The organism is Vibrio crassostreae (assembly GCF_024347415.1).
GTDB lineage: Bacteria > Pseudomonadota > Gammaproteobacteria > Enterobacterales > Vibrionaceae > Vibrio > Vibrio crassostreae.
In genome coordinates this window covers 1,964,294-1,981,686 of record NZ_AP025476.1, presented here as the reverse complement: position 1 = coordinate 1,981,686, position 17,393 = coordinate 1,964,294, and the positions used below count along the sequence as shown (strand labels likewise).

The 17,393-nt window shown below is 42.9% G+C and carries 13 protein-coding genes and 1 riboswitch; of the genes, 5 read left to right on the top strand and 8 right to left on the bottom strand.

Translation table 11 applies throughout. The annotated features are described in order from the left end of the window. Positions 1–36 precede the first annotated feature (36 nt). On the bottom strand, positions 37–483 hold the full coding sequence (locus OC193_RS08880) for a hypothetical protein (RefSeq protein WP_048659477.1): 447 nt from the start codon (positions 481–483) through the stop codon (positions 37–39). Between the two features lie 84 nt (positions 484–567). Between OC193_RS08880 and OC193_RS08875 the strand changes: the two genes are divergently transcribed. After that, on the top strand, positions 568–1,005 hold the full coding sequence (locus tag OC193_RS08875) for a MarR family winged helix-turn-helix transcriptional regulator (RefSeq protein ID WP_048659476.1): 438 nt from the start codon (positions 568–570) through the stop codon (positions 1,003–1,005). A gap of 132 nt (positions 1,006–1,137) precedes the next feature. Here OC193_RS08875 and OC193_RS08870 read toward each other — a convergent pair whose 3' ends face one another. Both OC193_RS08870 and OC193_RS08865 read right to left on the bottom strand, forming a co-directional pair. Continuing rightward, a complete protein-coding gene (locus OC193_RS08870) occupies positions 1,138–2,166 on the bottom strand; it encodes a methionine synthase (protein ID WP_004733563.1) in 1,029 nt (342 codons plus the stop codon). A 69-nt stretch (positions 2,167–2,235) separates the two neighbouring features. Beyond that, entirely contained in the window at positions 2,236–3,213 is a 978-nt protein-coding gene (locus OC193_RS08865) for a DUF1852 domain-containing protein (RefSeq protein WP_048662194.1), read from the bottom strand. Between the two features lie 318 nt (positions 3,214–3,531). Between OC193_RS08865 and OC193_RS08860 the strand changes: the two genes are divergently transcribed. From OC193_RS08860 to OC193_RS08850, 3 genes are all read left to right on the top strand, one after another. Beyond that, positions 3,532–4,341: a sulfite exporter TauE/SafE family protein gene (locus OC193_RS08860; protein WP_048662220.1), complete on the top strand. Its 810-nt coding sequence runs from the start codon at positions 3,532–3,534 to the stop codon at positions 4,339–4,341. A 221-nt stretch (positions 4,342–4,562) separates the two neighbouring features. Continuing rightward, positions 4,563–5,567: a metal-dependent hydrolase gene (locus OC193_RS08855; protein ID WP_048662195.1), complete on the top strand. Its 1,005-nt coding sequence runs from the start codon at positions 4,563–4,565 to the stop codon at positions 5,565–5,567. 370 nt (positions 5,568–5,937) lie between these two features. After that, positions 5,938–9,027 (top strand): HD domain-containing phosphohydrolase, encoded by a 3,090-nt coding sequence (locus OC193_RS08850; RefSeq protein ID WP_080968106.1) that lies wholly within the window; start codon positions 5,938–5,940, stop codon positions 9,025–9,027. A gap of 65 nt (positions 9,028–9,092) precedes the next feature. On the opposite strand, the gene OC193_RS08845 is transcribed toward OC193_RS08850, so the two are convergent. Then, entirely contained in the window at positions 9,093–10,571 is a 1,479-nt protein-coding gene (locus tag OC193_RS08845) for a carboxypeptidase M32 (RefSeq protein WP_048662197.1), read from the bottom strand. Positions 10,572–10,882: 311 nt separating this feature from the next. Between OC193_RS08845 and OC193_RS08840 the strand changes: the two genes are divergently transcribed. After that, the gene (locus OC193_RS08840) at positions 10,883–11,518 is read left to right on the top strand and encodes a LysE family translocator (RefSeq protein ID WP_048662221.1); all 636 of its coding nucleotides are present in this window, start codon (positions 10,883–10,885) and stop codon (positions 11,516–11,518) included. A 145-nt stretch (positions 11,519–11,663) separates the two neighbouring features. Here the strand turns inward: OC193_RS08840 and OC193_RS08835 are convergent, their stop codons facing one another. The 4 genes from OC193_RS08835 to OC193_RS08820 all read right to left on the bottom strand — a co-directional run bounded on the left by OC193_RS08835 (position 11,664) and on the right by OC193_RS08820 (position 16,735). After that, positions 11,664–13,142 carry an aerolysin family beta-barrel pore-forming toxin gene (locus tag OC193_RS08835; protein ID WP_048662198.1) on the bottom strand — a complete coding sequence of 493 codons (1,479 nt, stop codon included), beginning with the start codon at positions 13,140–13,142 and terminating at the stop codon, positions 11,664–11,666. A gap of 550 nt (positions 13,143–13,692) precedes the next feature. Further along, entirely contained in the window at positions 13,693–14,154 is a 462-nt protein-coding gene (locus tag OC193_RS08830; RefSeq protein ID WP_048662199.1) for a hypothetical protein, read from the bottom strand. Further along, on the bottom strand, positions 14,151–14,972 hold the full coding sequence (locus tag OC193_RS08825) for a winged helix-turn-helix domain-containing protein (protein WP_048662200.1): 822 nt from the start codon (positions 14,970–14,972) through the stop codon (positions 14,151–14,153). Before OC193_RS08825 ends, OC193_RS08830 begins: the two co-directional genes overlap by 4 nt. A 392-nt stretch (positions 14,973–15,364) precedes the next feature. Beyond that, positions 15,365–16,735 (bottom strand): alanine/glycine:cation symporter family protein, encoded by a 1,371-nt coding sequence (locus tag OC193_RS08820; protein ID WP_048659467.1) that lies wholly within the window; start codon positions 16,733–16,735, stop codon positions 15,365–15,367. 130 nt (positions 16,736–16,865) lie between these two features. Further along, a riboswitch (glycine riboswitch) is annotated at positions 16,866–16,985 on the bottom strand. Between the last annotated feature and the right edge of the window lie 408 nt (positions 16,986–17,393).

Below are 17,393 nucleotides of genomic sequence, written 5' to 3'. Positions count from 1 at the left end.
CTATAAAGCTCATCTGCTTGCTTAAAAACGATGAGCTTAGCTTAGCTTTACTTTCTTAGGACGAAACTTTCTGCCGTCCATAATATTCAAAGACATCAGTGTTAGGTTGGTTGCGCCTGCTATCAGTTCTAAAATCTGAACGCCATAAAACACAGAGTCGAACTCTCCTAAACTTGCCCACTGATTCAAAAAGTACGCGGCTGGAATCAAAATAACGATCCCGTTGAACGCGATAATTGGCATGCGTTTACTTTTACGCTCAACTATTTTCCCTTTACGTTGTTTTGCCATAGCTGCACCGGTCGCACCAGTAATAGCAATGGCTGGGACAAGAATAAACAAGCCTGGAAAAACGATCATCGACTTAACTAGCTTCACTGATTCCAAAGTGCCAAACAGCTCCACAAGCAATGTGCTAGTAAAAAATGTAGCGACACACAGTGTTGCTGTTAATGCCGCTGTTCTGTGGATTATTGGTTTCATATCATTCTCTCCATTAATTTGGTAACATGTTGTCAATTTGGTTTAAGTCTAATTTAATGACAGCATGTTGTCAAAGTGGGTGTTATGGATACGAATGGAGAAGTTTTCACAAAGATCGCACTAGAGATCTTTAAGGTCAGTGGTTTATTGAATGCTGAGGGTGACAAATTAACTGAAGAGTTAGGGCTAAGCAGTGCCAGATGGAAGGTGATGGGGGCGATCGAAAAGTCTGATGATTTGGTCACCGTTTCTCAAATTGCTCGTATTATGGGGCAAAGCAGACAAGCGACACAGCGTGTTACCGACATCATGGTGAAAGATGGCCTGCTAACTTGGCTTGATAACCCGAATCACAAAAAAGCAAAGTTGGTTAACATGACTGAAAAGGGCAAGGAAGCGTATTCGCTATTAGATAAAAAACAGGAATTATGGGCAGAAAGTGGCGCTGAAGGCATTGAAAGAGACGAGCTGGATAAGGCACTAATTACTCTGAAGAAGATGGCTACCTTCTTAGATAGATAAGAGGTTAGTTCGATAAGAGGTGAGATAGATAAGAGATTAGATAAATAGAGAGTGGCAGTTGAGAAGAATACAGAAGCCTAAGCATCAATGTGATACTTAGGCTCCAGGTATATTTGTGTCGCTCGTGAAGCGTTACGCTGAAAGCTCTTTACGAACGATCTCTGCGCCAGCGCTGAGTGCATTCAACTTAGCTGAGGCGATCTCGCGAGGCAGGGGAGCCATGCCGCAGTTAGTGCAAGGGTAGAGCTTGTCTGCATCAACGTACTTAAGTGTTTCTCTAAGAGTGCTGGCCACTTCTTCCGGTGTTTCAATGGAATCGGTAGCCACATCGATCGCACCGACCATTACTTTCTTGCCTCGCACCAGTTCAAGTAGTTCAAGAGGTACATGAGAGTTGTGACACTCTAATGAGATGATGTCGATATTGGATTGCTGCAGTTTAGGGAAGACTTCTTCATATTGGCGCCATTCAGTGCCTAATGTCTTTTTCCAATCTGTGTTTGCTTTGATGCCGTAGCCATAGCAAATATGTACAGCCGTTTCGCATTTCAGTCCTTCAATGGCTCTTTCCAAACAAGCGATACCCCAATCGTTCACTTCATCAAAGAACACGTTAAATGCAGGTTCATCGAACTGAATGATATCAACGCCTGCAGCTTCAAGTTCTTTCGCTTCTTCGTTGAGGATCTTTGCAAATTCCCACGCCAGTTTTTCACGGCTTTGGTAGTGCGCATCGTAAAGCGTATCTATCATGGTCATAGGCCCCGGTAGAGCCCATTTAATTGGTTGATCCGTTTGCTGACGTAAGAACTTAGCATCTTCGACAAAAACGGATTTCTGGCGAGAAACTGGGCCAACCACTGTAGGTACACTTGCATCGTAACGGTCGCGGATTTTAACGGTTTCACGCTTTTCAAAATCAACGCCATTCAGATGTTCAATGAAAGTCGTTACAAAGTGCTGACGTGTTTGTTCGCCGTCACTTACAATATCAATGCCTGCTTGCTGTTGCTCGTGTAGAGAGACACGCAGCGCATCTTGTTTGCCGTCTGTGAGTTCAGCGCCTTGCAGTTTCCATGGAGACCAAAGTGTTTCTGGTTGTGCTAGCCAAGACGGTTTCGGCAAGCTGCCTGCTGTTGAAGTCGGTAATAGTGTTTTCATAATAATTCTGCCTGTCCTTAGATTCCTAAAGTGGATCGTACGTTTCCTAATGCGCGTAAAGTAGAGCGATTACAGCGCGTAGTTGGCAGACCAGTTTTCTAGTACCGACTGGTATGGCTTAATGAAGTTTTCTTCTGCGAACTTACCTTGTTCAACAGCTAGTTTGCTTCGCTCTTCTCGGTCATAAACGATTTGAGTCAGTGAGTGATCCAAGTTTTTCAAGTTTGGTTGGTAGCAGTTACCTGCAACAGCATTCGCGTTGTAGATTTCAGGGCGGTAGATCTTCTGGAACGTACCCATGGTGCTGATGGTGCTGATAAGCTCTAGGTTAGAGTAATCGTTCAGCAGATCACCAAAGAAATAAAAGGCCAAAGGTGCAACATTGTTTGGCGGCATGAAATAACGAACCTGTAAGCCCATCTTCTTAAAATATTGCTCAGTTAAAGAAGACTCATTCGGTTGGTATTCAAAACCTAATACTGGGTGTTGGTTTTCAGTGCGGTAATAGGTTTTATTATCTGACACGCTTAAGCAAATAACAGGTGGCTTATTAAAGTTCTTTTTGTAAGCGTCAGAGTTAACGAAATACTTAAATAGCTTGCCGTGTAAATCACCAAAATCGACTGGAATGCTGAATTTATCTTGGCCTTTATTATGATCCAATAGACGTACGCTGAAGTCATAATCACGAACATAAGAAGAGAAGTTATTACCGATAATACCTTCAATGCGCTCGTTCGTTTTGTGGTCCAGGATATTGGTTTTCAGCACTTCAATTGAAGGGAATGCTTCGCCGTTGCTTTCAATGTCCATATCAACAGAAATGATTTCAAGCTCTACAGAGTAGCGGTCGCCCTTTGGGTTGTCCCAATGTGCTAAGGCATTGAAACTGTTGTCTATCATCTGTAGTGCATTACGTAAATTCGCTTGACGACTGTCGCCGCGAGCCAAGTTAGCAAAGTTAGTTGTGATACGCGTGCTGTCTGCAGGCTGGTAGTTTTCGTCGAGGCTAATGCTCTTAATCGTAAAGTTAAATTCATTATTCATGTTGATCTGGTATCCCAATTCGTTGTCTGATTCTCTCGGTCTTTAATATTTAAATGCTTTATGTTTGCGTGTGACCGGATTAAGAATCGAGGCTGTCTTCACTAAAAGTGTCGTATAAGTTTATTTGCTTAAAGTTTTTATACGTGGATGGGAGTGGGATTAATAATGGTATTACTTCACATTCATCATGAAGAATCTTCATGATCTATATGTTTGAATATTCAAGTCGGTGTCAGTTATATTAATTAGCTTAATGGAAATATAACCACATTAATACTGTGTTATTTAAGATAATTAATTGAATAAGAGATGGATGAAATGAGTGAATTGCTGTTGTTGATTTTCTACTGTGCTTTACTAGGCAGTGGTGTTGGGTTTCTCGCCGGTTTGTTAGGTATTGGCGGAGGGCTGATCATTGTTCCCGTCCTAAGCAGCATTTTACTTTATTTAGACGTTCTACCGTCTGATCAAGTGGTTGTCGCTGCGATCGCGACCTCACTGGCTTCGATTCTATTTACTTCAACGTCTTCTGCACTTGCTCACCATAAGAATGGAAACGTGCCTTGGGATCTGGCGCCTTGGATCATGTTGGGTGTTGCTCTGGGTGCACTGATTAGCGGCTTTATGGCGGCTCTGTTGCCAGAAAAAGTCGTTCGTATTGTGTTTGCTGTGAGTGTGGTTCTCATTGCAATCAAGATGTTCTTAAGCAGCAAAAATGATGCACCTAAAGAACGAAAACTGCCAAACAAAGGTGTGCTAACTGTTCTGACAACCATTACGGGTGGTTTGTCTGCCATGATAGGGATTGGTGGCGGTGCATTGCTCGTTCCATTGCTCACGTTCTTTTCTGTCGATATGAAAAAGGCGATTGGCTGTGCGTCGGCTTGTGGCATTGTCATCGCGTTATTTGGCTCTATCGGTTACATCACCTCGGGCAGCAGCCACTTTGCTCTAACTGATGGCTTTGCGGGTTTTGTTTATTTACCAGCACTTCTGGGTATCGTGTGCACGTCTTGGTTTACGGCCCCGTTAGGCGCAAAAGCGACAAACCATTTACCCGTTCCAACCATCAAGAAGATATTCTCAGTGCTGTTGGTTGTTATCGCGGCAAGCATGGTGGCTCGTTAATGATGGTTAGAGACCTTTCCCCGCTCGTAAATATGAACACTTGATGAGGTGTCCATAAACGAATAAAGAGCAGTCATCAGGCTGCTCTTTTTTGTTTGCCTGTCTACATTTATACGATTATGTCTATGAGTATGTTGACAAAATCTTGTTGTTTAACTGGATTCACTGCTATAGCTAAATGTACTTGTTCAGATCAAGGGAATGCTAAAAGTGGGTGATTTATGGATCCGTTAACGCAGGGCGTGCTAGGCGCTTCTTTGTCACAATCGGCGAGTAAAAAACAACATTTGGTGGTCGCTGGGGTTCTAGGTTTGCTATCTGGAATGGCGCCAGATTTAGATGCATTTATTCGATCGGAGAGCGATCCTTTACTTGCATTGGAGTTCCATCGACAGTTTACCCATTCACTTCTATTTATTCCTATTGGCAGCTTGATTTGCGCTCTGGTTTTGTACCCTTTGATTGCAAAAAGGCGTGGTCTCTCGTTTAAACAGAGTTGGCTGTATTGCGCGTTAGGTTATGGCACACATGCTTTACTCGATTCTTGTACTACGTATGGCACTCAACTGTTCTGGCCGCTCACCAATGAACGTTATGCTTGGAATACCATTTCGATTATCGACCCTGTCTATACCATTCCTATCTTAATATTGTTGGTGTTGGCGACATGGAAGCGAACTCCATGGCTAGCACGCGCTGCATTTGCTTGGGCACTGATTTATCCAACATTGGGGATGATACAAAGGGATAGAGCAGAAGCGGTAGGATGGCAATTAGCACAAGAACGCCAACATACGCCTATTCGCTTAGAGGCTAAGCCGAGCTTTGCGAATATCTTGGTTTGGAAAGTAGTGTACGAAACAGAGGCTCATTATCATGTAGACGCAGTGCGGGTTGGTACATCGGTAAGCACGTATCCCGGAGAGTCGATCGTTAAGCTGAACGTTGGCAGGGATTTGCCTTGGCTTGACCCTGACTCTCAACAAGCCAAAGACATTGAACGTTTCCGCTGGTTCTCGAATGGTTATATTACTCAGGATCCAACAGACGATCTACGTATTATCGATGTCCGATATTCAATTGTACCTAACCAAATGAAAGCGCTTTGGAGCATCAAACTATCAAAAGCAGTTGATGCAAACACGCATGTAAGATACGAAACTCATAGAGACAACACACCTGAGTCGAGACAGATCTTCTTAGATATGCTTACTGGCGATAAATGATCTAGGTCTAAAAAGTAAAAAGGCTGAGTCAGATAATCTGCTCAGCCTTTATTATTCGTTTATTCCTAAGCTACCGAGCGTTTAAGACTTAATACGACCTAAAATTAGTTCTTGAATATCAATATTCACGATACTCAAATTAATAGAAGCAGAAAGACTTGATTCCATTGTTGGCAATTTTGCTTGGTTGTCAGGATATAGGTGCCTCATTACGAACGAATTTTCGTTGATGCATGGGAATACTCATCATTGGCGTCAAAGTTGTTCTTGAACGATACTTTAGTCAGTTGAAATATTAAGGCACTGAGCTGAGCCAATAAAAATGAAGAAAAAATACACACGCATATCGTTAAGGACAGTGTTAGGGGGTATGTTTGTCTTTTGCACTCTCGTGACGGCCAGTGTTGCTATTCTCTTGCAATACCATTTTGCGAAAAAAACAGAGCTGCAACACACCCTTACTCAATATCAAACCATTGCAACTGGTGTATCGAGCCATTTGTCTAGTCTTCAAAATTTAGCTGACAACATAACGCGGAGGGGCGCTCAACTGGTATCTCTGATCGGCGTGGATACACCGGAAGAGAGTATCATTGTCCCTTTGTCTCAATTGTTAGTGAGAGAGTCTAGTATCCATAGTATTTTTGTGGCTAAAGAAAATAACGATTTCTTCCAGCTGATTAATCTTTCTTCTAAGGAGGTTCGTTCGCGTGTGAAGGCGAAACCCGGTGATAAGTGGTTGCTTATAGTTCACCGCGGAGTGAATCGAGAACGTAGTAAGGTGAGTATCTATTACGATGAGAATTTTAATTCACGACATACCTCGAATGAGTCGAGTAATTTTATCCCCACTCAGCGTAGTTGGTTTGAAAATGCTGAATATGATGAAACTTATAACACATCGCCTTACTTGTTTAATACGCTAAAAGTCTCAGGTGAAACTTTTTCAATCAAAGTACCGGGTTCAAAAACTGTGGTGGGTGTAGATATCCTCCTTTCCTCTTTAGAAGCGCAATTGACTAATCGATTTGTTAAAAACAAGAAAGCCCCAGAGGCTGAAGCCTTTATCTATCAAGAAAATGGGCAGTTGATTGCAACGAATAAAGTGGTGGATCTTGAAGGGCGGTTACCATCAGTCTCTCCAGTGGATTTGACCGATGAGCAGCGAATGTTAGTCGATCAAGCTCCGGAACTAACAGTGTCAAACCAAAACAACTGGGGCCCGGTCGACTTTGCCGTGGGTGGGCGTCCGAATGGATTCGCAATAGACTTATTCAAAATGATATCGGAAATGACAGGCTTAAAATTTAGGTTTGTGAACGGCCGTAGCTGGAATGAGCTTGTGAAAGACTTTGATAGCGGAAATATTGACATTCTTCACTCTGTTGCCGATCAAGACGATCTTTCTAGTATTGGTGTGGTTGGTAAACCTTTATATCACGCTAAGTTTGCTTTTCTGACTAAGAAGGAAAACCAACACATCAATACCCTAGAGCAAGTAAAGCAAACTCGGATTGGTTTGCTGAAAGGGTGGAGCATTCAAGATGATTTGGAAGAAGCTTATCCCCAAATGACCATCATTAGTTACGCTTCATTGCACGACGCGATTGATGGTGTATTGAATGGCGATATTGTTGCTGTGCTTGATATTCAAAAAATTTTGACAAACAAGATACGCGAAACGTTCCGCCAAAATTTGGTAATTAATTTGCTTAAAGGGCCCAATATTCCGAACGCCTTTTATTACTTAATAAATGAAGATCAAAGAGCTTTAGTTGAGATAATTAATCTTGCGGTCAGCGCTATTACGCCAGAGCAGAGAACTGAGCTGCGTGAAAAATGGTTTAAGGGTAGTACAGCCCAGTCAACTTATACTTTTGTGCCATACGAGGAACTTCTTGAATTCGCAAAAGATCCAACATTTGTTAATTCAGTGCGCTTGGTATCAGTCCATGGTGTCGAGAAATATGTCTATGTTGCTAAGTTGACACATAAAGAGGGGCGTTATTTTGCTGTTGTGATTCCTAAAGCCCACTTAATGGCAGGCGTAAATGAAACGGTAGTTTACGCAGTTGGTGCGTCATTCCTTGTGCTTACTCTCTTAATCCCAATTGCGTGGGCAATGGCAAAACCTATTTCGGAGCCAATTAATGCATTAAGAAAACAGGTCAGGTTCGTTAAAGATCGTGAGTACGAAAAAGTGCAGCGTGTTCATTCCCGTATTGAAGAAATTCATCAGCTTGGTTTATCTCTGATGAGAGGTAGTCATTCGCTACAGCAATTTGAGCAGCGTCAAAATGAGTTTTTTGAGTCTGTGATTCAACTTATCGCGCGCGCGATCGATGAAAAATCTCACTATACAGCGGGCCATTGTAACCGTGTACCAGAGATTGCTCTGATGTTGTCTGAAGCCGCCGAGAAATCCGAGCAAGCTTTGTTTAAAGGGTTTGCTTTTGAAAATGATGAAGAACGACGTGAGTTTCGTATCGCCGCTTGGCTACATGATTGTGGCAAAATTGCGACGCCAGAGTTTGTGGTCGATAAAGGCAGTAAATTAGAAACCAACTATAACCGAATCCACGAAGTTCGTATGCGCTTTGAGGTGCTGTGGCGAGATATACAAATCCAATACTTACTCAAAAACTTGCAAGAACTGGGCGTTGATGGGCAGCCAGAACAAGCATTACAACAAGAATTTGCAGTACTTACCGAAGAGTTTAATTTTATTGCCAACGCTAACGTAGGGGCAGAATTCATGTCTGATCAAGATATTGCACGTCTGCATGAACTGGCTGAAAAAGAGTGGGTGCGATACTTCGATCGTGGATTGGGTTTATCTCCATTAGAGGAAGCGCGTTATCAGTTTAAAGCGACACCAGCAGTAGAGAAATTACTGACCGATCGCCCTGAACATGTGATTGAACGTGAACAGCCGTTTTATATCGACCCTGAGTTTGGTATCAATATGAAGGTGCCCGATATTCTCTATAACCATGGTGAGTTATATAACTTAGCTGTACAGCGTGGCACATTATCGGCAGAAGAGCGCTTTAAGATTAATGAACACATGAGAAGTGGAATCAAAATGTTGGAGAGCATCCCATTCCCGCCCGAGCTTGAGCGCGTTCCTCGCTATGCGACGACTCACCATGAGGCGATGGAAGGCTTTGGTTATCCGAGAGGCTTGACTGGGAAAGAGTTGTCGATTCCTGAGCGTATTCTTGCAGTAGCCGATATTTTTGAGGCGCTAACCGCTGCCGACCGACCTTATAAGAAAGCCAAATCGCTAAGTGAGGCTATCCACATCATGTCTAAAATGGCATTAGGCGGGCACATTGATAAAGACGTGTTTAAATTATTGCTCACTAGCGGAACTTACCTAAGTTATGCTAAGCGCTACTTACCAGACGGGCTAATTGATGATGTTGATATCGAGGGATATATAGACAAGCTTTCATAATCCCAAAAGGTTTGTCCAGAAACGAGCCAGTAGATCATTGTTCTAACGTCTACTGGCCGCTATGCTTAACCTTTCAAATAACGGTTCATCAAATGCTGTTTAAAGTGCTCAGCATTGAGTGTTTCACCCGTTGCGCCTTTCACCAAATCGTCGGTACTCAGCAGGCTACCTTTGCTCCAAATGTTCGATTCTAGCCAAGTGAAGATAGGGGATAGATCACCGCTTTCAATCACTGAGTTCACATCCACCGTTTTCTTCATTGCCGCCATGAACTGAGCTGCGTACATCGCACCTAGTGTGTAAGACGGGAAGTAGCCGAATGCGCCGTCTGTCCAGTGAATGTCTTGCATACAGCCATTAGTGAAGTTGCCTTGAGTGCTTAAACCAAGGTAAGACTGCATCTTAGTGTTCCAAAGTTCTGGGACATCAGTGTGTTTGATTTTGCCGTTGATCAAGTCACGTTCAATTTCGTAACGTAAGATAACGTGCGCTGGGTAGGTCAGCTCATCGGCATCAACACGGATGAAGTCTTTCTTCACGCGAGTGTAGATCTTCTGGAAGTTATCTTTCTCAAATTCTGAGCCTGAGAACTGTTGTCCTGCTAGGTTGGCTAAGTGTCCGATGAATGGATCGCTGCGACCAACTTGCATTTCGAAGAACAGAGACTGAGATTCATGGATACCCATAGAGCGAGCCTCACCTGCTGGTTGGCCCGCTAGGTGTTTAGGTAAACCTTGTTCGTAACGTGCATGGCCCGTTTCATGGACGATGCCCATTAAGCTTTGAACGAATTCAGCTTCATCGTAGCGAGTTGTGATACGCACGTCTGAAGGCACGCCGCCACAGAACGGGTGAACACTTTCATCTAGTCGGCCGTGTTCAAAATCGAATTGTAGAAGCTTCATCACTTCTAGACCAAGTGCTTTTTGCTTCTCTGTCGAGTAGATACCAGATGGCGCGTTAAATTGCTCGCTCGACTGTTTTTCGATGACTTCGTCAATCAGGTTTGGTAGCCAGGTTTTAACGTCTGCAAACAAGATATCAAGCGAAGCAGAGCTGGTGCCCGGTTCGTAGATATCCAGCATCGCATCATAAGGGGTTAAGTTAGCGGCGTCTGCGCGGATTTGTGCTTCTTCGCGCGATAGCTCAACCACTTCACGCCAGTTCTTTTCAAAACCAACCCAGTCGTTTTCCCCACGTTGGCTACGCCACGCATGTTCACATTTTGAACCCGCTAGAGATTTCGCTTCAACCAGTTTTTCTGGAAGTAGGTTAGCTTGTTGCCATTGGCGTTTGATTTCACGTAGGGACGATTGTTGCTCGTTGTTTAATGCTTCGTTTTCAGCGTCTGCAATCCAATCGCCGAGTTGTGGCTGAGTCATTAGACCGTGAATATGAACAGAAAGCTCGGCCATCGCTTCACTACGTGCTTGATTGCCACCAGTCGGCATCATGGAAGCTTGGTCCCAACCACAAATAGAGGCTAGGTGCTGAAAGCGTGAACATTTTTGAGAGTGTTCGACTAGTTTTTTGAATGCGCTCATTTGACTACTCTTAATTTGGTTTCTTTAAATGACCCATAAGGCTGCATCAGTTTAAGGGGCATCTCGATGTTAAGTACTTTGAAGTTGGTCACTTCACTTTGTTTCTGAGGCAGTTCTTCTTAGTAGAAGATATAGCCTAAACAAGGTAGGGCAGTGATATGCCAGTAATTTACTATTTGTTAACAAATTAAACTGTACCATTGTGCACAAAATCAGTGAGTTGTATAGCTGATGGCAATTGTTGCTTGCGAATTGTTCAGATAAGCGGTATTGATGATGGATCGCTGAACAACAATGACAATGACAATGATATGGATATTTTGAACTTTGAGGCATTTCTGATTGCCATCACTATTTTAACGCTAACGCCGGGCTTAGATACGGCATTGGTAATTCGCAATACGAGCCGTTCTGGCTTAGCTGACGGTTGTATGACCAGCTTTGGTATTTGTAGCGGCTTGTATGTACACGCGTTTTTCTCTGCTGTGGGTATATCTGCAATCCTCGCCCAGTCAGCTGAACTCTTTCAAGCCGTTAAGATGGTAGGTGCGGTTTACCTGATCTGGCTTGGTTTAAGCAGTTTACGCGCTTTGATGAAAAATGGCGGCGGGTTGAAAGTTGGTGAGCAAGCGCATCAAGCCTACAGTGCCAAACGTTCTTTGCGTGAAGGTTTCTTATCTAATGTGCTTAACCCCAAAACAGCGGTTTTCTATTTGGCTTTTCTGCCTCAGTTCGTAAACCCTGAAGGTTCGCCGTTATTACAATCTATGTTGATGGCTTCGGTCCACTTTATGATTGCGATGGTGTGGCAATGTGGCTTGGCTGGTGCGCTTAACTCGGCTAAAAACTTGCTAAAGAATGCGAGCTTTATGAAGTGGATGGAAGGCGTGACTGGTATGGTGCTGGTGGGGCTGGGCGTTAAGCTTCTGATGGAAGAACCTGTGTAGTTCACTGTTTGTTAATAGAACATATGAAAGCCCACGACGTGTCGTGGGCTTTTGCGTTTTATTGCTTGTAGATTTGTGCCGCGCTTATTAAACAACGAAGTTCTTCACAGCGTAGTTATTTGCAGCCTAATTATTGACGGTGTAGCTATTCCACGACACTGATGTTCATCTCAGCACCTTCGAAACCTAAGTCACTCAACTCATCAGCATTGAAGTTGGTAGTGACTTCAATATCGCCAATGCGCTCAGTCGTTTCGTTGACGGAATCAGTGCTTCTTTTGCTGCGTAGATTGTTGGCAATCGGTGTTGCTTGGCCAATCTCAATGGTGCCTGCAAATTGAGAGTCTGCGTAGAAATCACCCGATACGTAAGAGTGGAAGGGACGTAAGCTTCCGCCTGTTGCGTATTGCATGCTAGATAAGCCCGCTTCTTTAATTGCCCAGCCCCAGTCCCACCATTTGGTTTCACCTGGAATGTATCGGTGATCCCATTGGTAGCGAATGTCTGCAGATTTATCACTGCCGCGACCCATAGTGAAGGTGTGGGCTTTGTAAGGGCGGTTATCCGGATGTGTGTGCCATGCGTTGCCACTCCAACGAAGGAAACCGTTAAACTCAACGTCGTAACTAATGTCGGCGTTGAATCGGTAAGGGTAGGAGATACTTGAACGATACAACTCAACTCGAATCGGTAGCTCTGAGTTTGCTGGAACCATAGGGCGCGCTTGAAGTGTCACTTGCTCGCTAGTGGAGCCACCATTGGATTTAGAGAAGCTTTGGTTGGCTTCGAACTTAATGGTGAGCTTAGTTTCGCCAACAAGAGGCCACTTAAACGTATTCTCTGTTTGAACACTTTGTGAGAATCCGTAGCTGTTCGTTTTCGACCAGTTTGTTGATTCATCTACTTTCAGGTCGACAACCACTTGTTGCGCGATATTACTGTTGTTTCTTGCTGTCGCGTAAACGGTCTTCACTAGTTCACGGTCAGATTCAACAACATCGCCATGCCAAAAATTGTCGTCGTTAACGGTGTAGGCAAAGTTGTCGACGGTGATTTTGGTTTTCTCCCCACAGCGATAACCACTACAAGAACCACCATTGTTTCCTTGTATCACCCAGCTGTCGCCAGAGCGGTTGATCGTCATGTCTTCACCCACGTACTGACTATTATTGCCGCCAACCCATGCGTAACCAAGGTTGTGAGCTAAATAGCTTAACGGACGAACAAAGTCGTTACGGTTATTGACCAACTCGTATTGAACATCCAACTCGCTGCCTTCTGGAACCGATTTAGCAGAGTAGTTTGGAATTTCAGACTGGTCATTGTTCGGATAGCAGAACGTTTTGCCGTTGGTTGTGTCTTGTTTAATAAGGCCGTTGTATCCCGGGCCCATGATCACCCAGTTTCCTTTTAAGCCTGTGATCTGCCAAGTGCCCATTCTAGCCAGTAAAGCACTCTTTTGCTCTTCCGCTTCAAAACGGTCTAACGGGCGATAGCCAGAGCGACATACATCGTCACCAAGTTGGTCATGGACTATTTGGTCTGGGTAAATTTTTGCGTTTACGCCAGTAGATAGAACAGACAACACTGCGGTTGCTAAGAGACTTCTGTTTATTCGGATCATTAACAATTCCCTCATTTGTAGTTTTTCTATTTTGATAATGTTTTTTGTGCCGTGCAATTAACAAGACAAGTTCACTTTTTCATGTTGATAAATAGATAGATACTGAAAAGGGTTGAATTAAATTACCCTTTTAATTCAATGGTTTGTATTGTCTCAATTGTTTTTTCGGTGAAAGAGGCTGTAACTAAAAAGAAAATGTTTGATAGGGCTCAAACCGTTTTTAGAAAAATGAGGCGTTATGATTGATACATTAACGTCAAATAGTTTTTGACGTGGTCAATCGCGAGCGAAGTGAATGGTTAATTACGAAATGAGATATATTATTCACATCGTTTTTATTTGATGTAAATGTCAACAGTAAAGCGATAAATGAGACTTGGATGTTTAAATTTAATCCAGTGTTTTAAACGTTCGATTAATTTAATGCTCAAAATGCAAGAGATGTTTATTGATGCAGTAATAAATATAACCATTCGTTTTTCATGTGTAATATTCAGAACGGTGTTAATTAAAACGGAATGAATTCATCTGATGGCCAAACGGCGATAAATTATCGTTTAGCCAAAAGTTGAGTTCTTCCTGTATTACATGTTCGAATGATAGCAAATAGATCATTTGAACTTAATATATCAACCTTCAATGTTAAAGGGTCATTGTTGATAAGTAGGTAGGGCGACAATAAGCTGTCATTCATCGTTTTATTTATTTTTTGCACCGAGACTAAGTCGATAGTGCCAGCTATTGAAAAGAATAGGGATTGAGAAGGGCCTGCCTCTCCTCTAAATCGTAGAACAATCGGGTCGGGCATGTTGTCATCTTGGACGGACATAAGATGCAGAACCTTATTATCACTTATTTTGGTGAGTCCATCAGTTCGTAATACATTTCCATCTAACACAAGGTCTACCACGCTATGTTGATAACGGTGCTCTTTTTGGGGAGGAGAAGAAGGAATACTCCATATACCAATCAATAACGCTAACGAGGAAAACAGAGCTACGAATGGCATCATAATTGGCCTCTCTTTAGGAATAAAGCTATCTCTTCACTCGCTCGATCTAATTGTGTGGCTGTGTAAAAGATATTGATGGATTGACGTGTTGTCTTGTTGAGCATGGAGAGTTCTGAATAGCCTGGCTCATCGCTGATGTATGCCACGCAATCACATTGGTATTTGTAGAGAATAGCCTCGAGTTCTGGGCTCAAAGACATCTCTGTTTCTTGAAAAACTTGTACCTGCCCAACCCATTGTTCATTAAGTCGGTTAAAGGGAGTGATATCACCAAGGCTTTTATCGTGAACCTTAGCAAAAGCCAACAGTGCCGAGGACAACAGCAAACAGCCCGTTATGAAGTAACACAGTCTGTTTTTGTATAAGCTGACTTGAGAATAGCTAAGTGGAGAATAGGCAAGTGAAGTCGATTTGGATTCAGGTGTATCGTTGCTCGCAATAGAGGCAGCAATACTACTATGACCGAGTGGAACTTTGTCACTCACAGGAGTGAGAGGAACAGTGGTTTCGCTTTGTGGTTGCGAGTCAATAAAGACGCATTCGTCGATAAGGCGGTAACCGACCTTCGGCACCGTGACGATGGGTGTTTCTCTGATACCAAGCTTAACGAACCCTTGGCGAAGTAAGCTGATACACTTCGCAAGTGACGTATCCCCAATGAACTCGCTTCCCCATGCGAAGCTAATAATATCTTGTTTGTTCACAATCTCAGGTGAGTTTTTAAGTAATAACTCTAAAACGCGAGTCTCACGATATCCTATCTTAATAGAACGTTCGTCGTTATAAATACGGTTTTTAATCGGGTCGAATCTGATCATATAGCCAACGTTTTATTTTTATTATAATTCTCTCAACAATTTAGATGACTATAAACTGACTATTATATGAATTAAAGTCACATGTTTTATTCTGGTGTGTTTTTGAGTGGTCATAACAAAAGCGTTCTTTATTTGTTTATGAAAGAAACTCTGCCATTTAGTCACAATCTGTTAAATATAAGTAACATCTAATTAAGTGATGATTTTATTAGCGAGCTTTTAATTAGAGGGTTTTGGTTCAATCTTTACCAATAAATTAATTAGAACAGTGGTCTAATTAAAATCTTATTTTATTTGTGGATATACGATAGTAATAATTCAATCAGTTTAAGTATCGAAGGGATATAAAAAAGCCCGCATTTGAATGCGGGCTTTGGTTCAATCAATTCTGATTATGCTTTAACAGCTTCACAATCTTTTGAAGACGTTAAAGGTTTGAAGAACAGCTTAGTTTCTTCGATAACAACATGGCGTAGTAAGATAAGGCCGATTAGGTTTGGAATTGCCATCAGGCCGTTGACGATATCTGCCAATATCCAGATCATGTCGAGCTTCAAGAATGCACCAGAAGCCACCAACGCAATGAAGATGATCTTATAAGGTAAGACTGCTTTAGTACCCAGCAAGAAAACAACACAGCGCTCGCCGTAGTAGTTCCAGCCTAAAATCGTAGTAAACGCAAAGAAGATTAGGCCAACTGAAACCAGCATAGGGCCAAGCGTGTCTGCATTCAGACCAACAGCAAATGCATGAGTGGTCATCGCAGCACCAGAAAGGTCAGTCTGCCAAGCGCCTGTTAAGATAAGTGCCAAACCTGTCATCGTACAAATGATGATGGTGTCGAAGAAGGTACCTGTCATAGAGACAAGACCTTGTTTTACGCATGAATCTGTTTTTGCAGCCGCCGCAGCCATTGGTGCGCTACCTAAACCAGATTCATTAGAGAATACACCACGAGCAATACCAGATTGGATAGCAAGCATGATGCTCGCACCAAAGAAACCGCCTGTTGCCGCAGTATTTGTAAACGCAGAGGTAACAACAAGGGTAATGGCATTCAGTAGTTGGTCTGCATTTGAAATCAGAACGCTTAAACACGCGACGACGTACATCACCGCCATAGTAGGAACAACTTTCCCTGCTACTTTAGCGATAGATTGGATACCACCAAGGGTTACCACCGCCACCAATATCGTAAGCACGACAGCAGACATCTCACGAGAAGCGCCAAATGAGATTTCAGTTGCATCTAAGATAGCGTTAACTTGTGGGAAGGTACCAATACCGAAGCAGGCAACACCCAAAGCGAACACAGCGAACATCACCGCCAATATTCTTGAGCCAACACCGTATTGAAGATAGTACATAGGGCCGCCAACCATTTCGCCATTGCTATCGGTTCTGCGGTATTTAACAGCAAGTAGACATTCTGCGTATTTGGTCGCCATGCCAAATACAGCGGCAAGCCACATCCAGAACAGGGCACCAGGGCCACCAATCTTGATTGCGGTCGCTACACCAACGATGTTACCAGTACCAATGGTCGCTGAAAGCGCGGTACACAAAGCGGCAAAACTGGATACATCACCCGTACCGGATTTGTCTTTGCTGAATACCATTTTTAGTGCGGTTGGGAGGTGTCTAAACTGGAGTAAGCCTAAGCGAAAAGTAAAGTAGATACCTGTACCCACTAGCAGAATAAGCAGTGGTGGTCCCCAAACGAATTGGTTGATGGTTTGTAGTGTAGCTTGTAGGTGGTTCATAGATTCCCCTTAATAAATTAAAAAATTTAAGGAGAAGAGGGAAGGCAGTGCAGATCACAGGGATCGGTAGCACTACTTAATACATACGGATTTCTAGATAGAATTCTTTTGTTAATTAAGGCTTGTTGCTTTCCACTCCTCTGTCCTTTTGCCTGAGAGTTTCACTTAGCGAATCACTTATAGATAAGTAACGGGCACTAAGCTTGCTCCTTCGGCGACCGATCTAACGGTTCTCTCCAGAGGTTCCTCCAACGACAGTCCTCACTTTTCTGGATTTCTCCAGCATAAAGCACCTGAAAGATTTACTTCTTCGGCGGGTCAAGCTAACTAAATGTTAAAATTTAGTTAAAAACCACTCTCCTGCAGTCTTCATCGGAACAATTACCTAAATAATTAGGTAATCTGTAGGCGTATCCTAGATCATATAAAATGTGATGTCAGCTACAAAATATCTGTTTGCACAAATGTTGTTCAATTAAATGATCAAACAACGAGTCTCTGACGTAACTTGCTTATTTAAATGGTATAAAATAGAGAAACAAGGAGGAGTTATGACACGACTAATAGCGATTGTTTTTTTATTGGCTTTGGCATTTGTACTATTTCGTTACCGGACAAACGAAAAACTGCAAAAAGGGGTAGTGATAGTTATCGTTAG

Bases quoted from the DNA above. Each gene is read 5' to 3' on its own strand.
- OC193_RS08880 (WP_048659477.1), bottom strand. From the start codon at position 483: ATGAAACCAATAATCCACAGAACAGCGGCATTAACAGCAACACTGTGT.
- OC193_RS08875 (WP_048659476.1), top strand. From the start codon at position 568: ATGGATACGAATGGAGAAGTTTTCACAAAGATCGCACTAGAGATCTTT.
- OC193_RS08870 (WP_004733563.1), bottom strand. From the start codon at position 2,166: ATGAAAACACTATTACCGACTTCAACAGCAGGCAGCTTGCCGAAACCG.
- OC193_RS08865 (WP_048662194.1), bottom strand. From the start codon at position 3,213: ATGAATAATGAATTTAACTTTACGATTAAGAGCATTAGCCTCGACGAA.
- OC193_RS08860 (WP_048662220.1), top strand. From the start codon at position 3,532: ATGAGTGAATTGCTGTTGTTGATTTTCTACTGTGCTTTACTAGGCAGT.
- OC193_RS08855 (WP_048662195.1), top strand. From the start codon at position 4,563: ATGGATCCGTTAACGCAGGGCGTGCTAGGCGCTTCTTTGTCACAATCG.
- OC193_RS08850 (WP_080968106.1), top strand. From the start codon at position 5,938: ATGTTTGTCTTTTGCACTCTCGTGACGGCCAGTGTTGCTATTCTCTTG.
- OC193_RS08845 (WP_048662197.1), bottom strand. From the start codon at position 10,571: ATGAGCGCATTCAAAAAACTAGTCGAACACTCTCAAAAATGTTCACGC.
- OC193_RS08840 (WP_048662221.1), top strand. From the start codon at position 10,883: ATGGATATTTTGAACTTTGAGGCATTTCTGATTGCCATCACTATTTTA.
- OC193_RS08835 (WP_048662198.1), bottom strand. From the start codon at position 13,142: ATGATCCGAATAAACAGAAGTCTCTTAGCAACCGCAGTGTTGTCTGTT.
- OC193_RS08830 (WP_048662199.1), bottom strand. From the start codon at position 14,154: ATGATGCCATTCGTAGCTCTGTTTTCCTCGTTAGCGTTATTGATTGGT.
- OC193_RS08825 (WP_048662200.1), bottom strand. From the start codon at position 14,972: ATGATCAGATTCGACCCGATTAAAAACCGTATTTATAACGACGAACGT.
- OC193_RS08820 (WP_048659467.1), bottom strand. From the start codon at position 16,735: ATGAACCACCTACAAGCTACACTACAAACCATCAACCAATTCGTTTGG.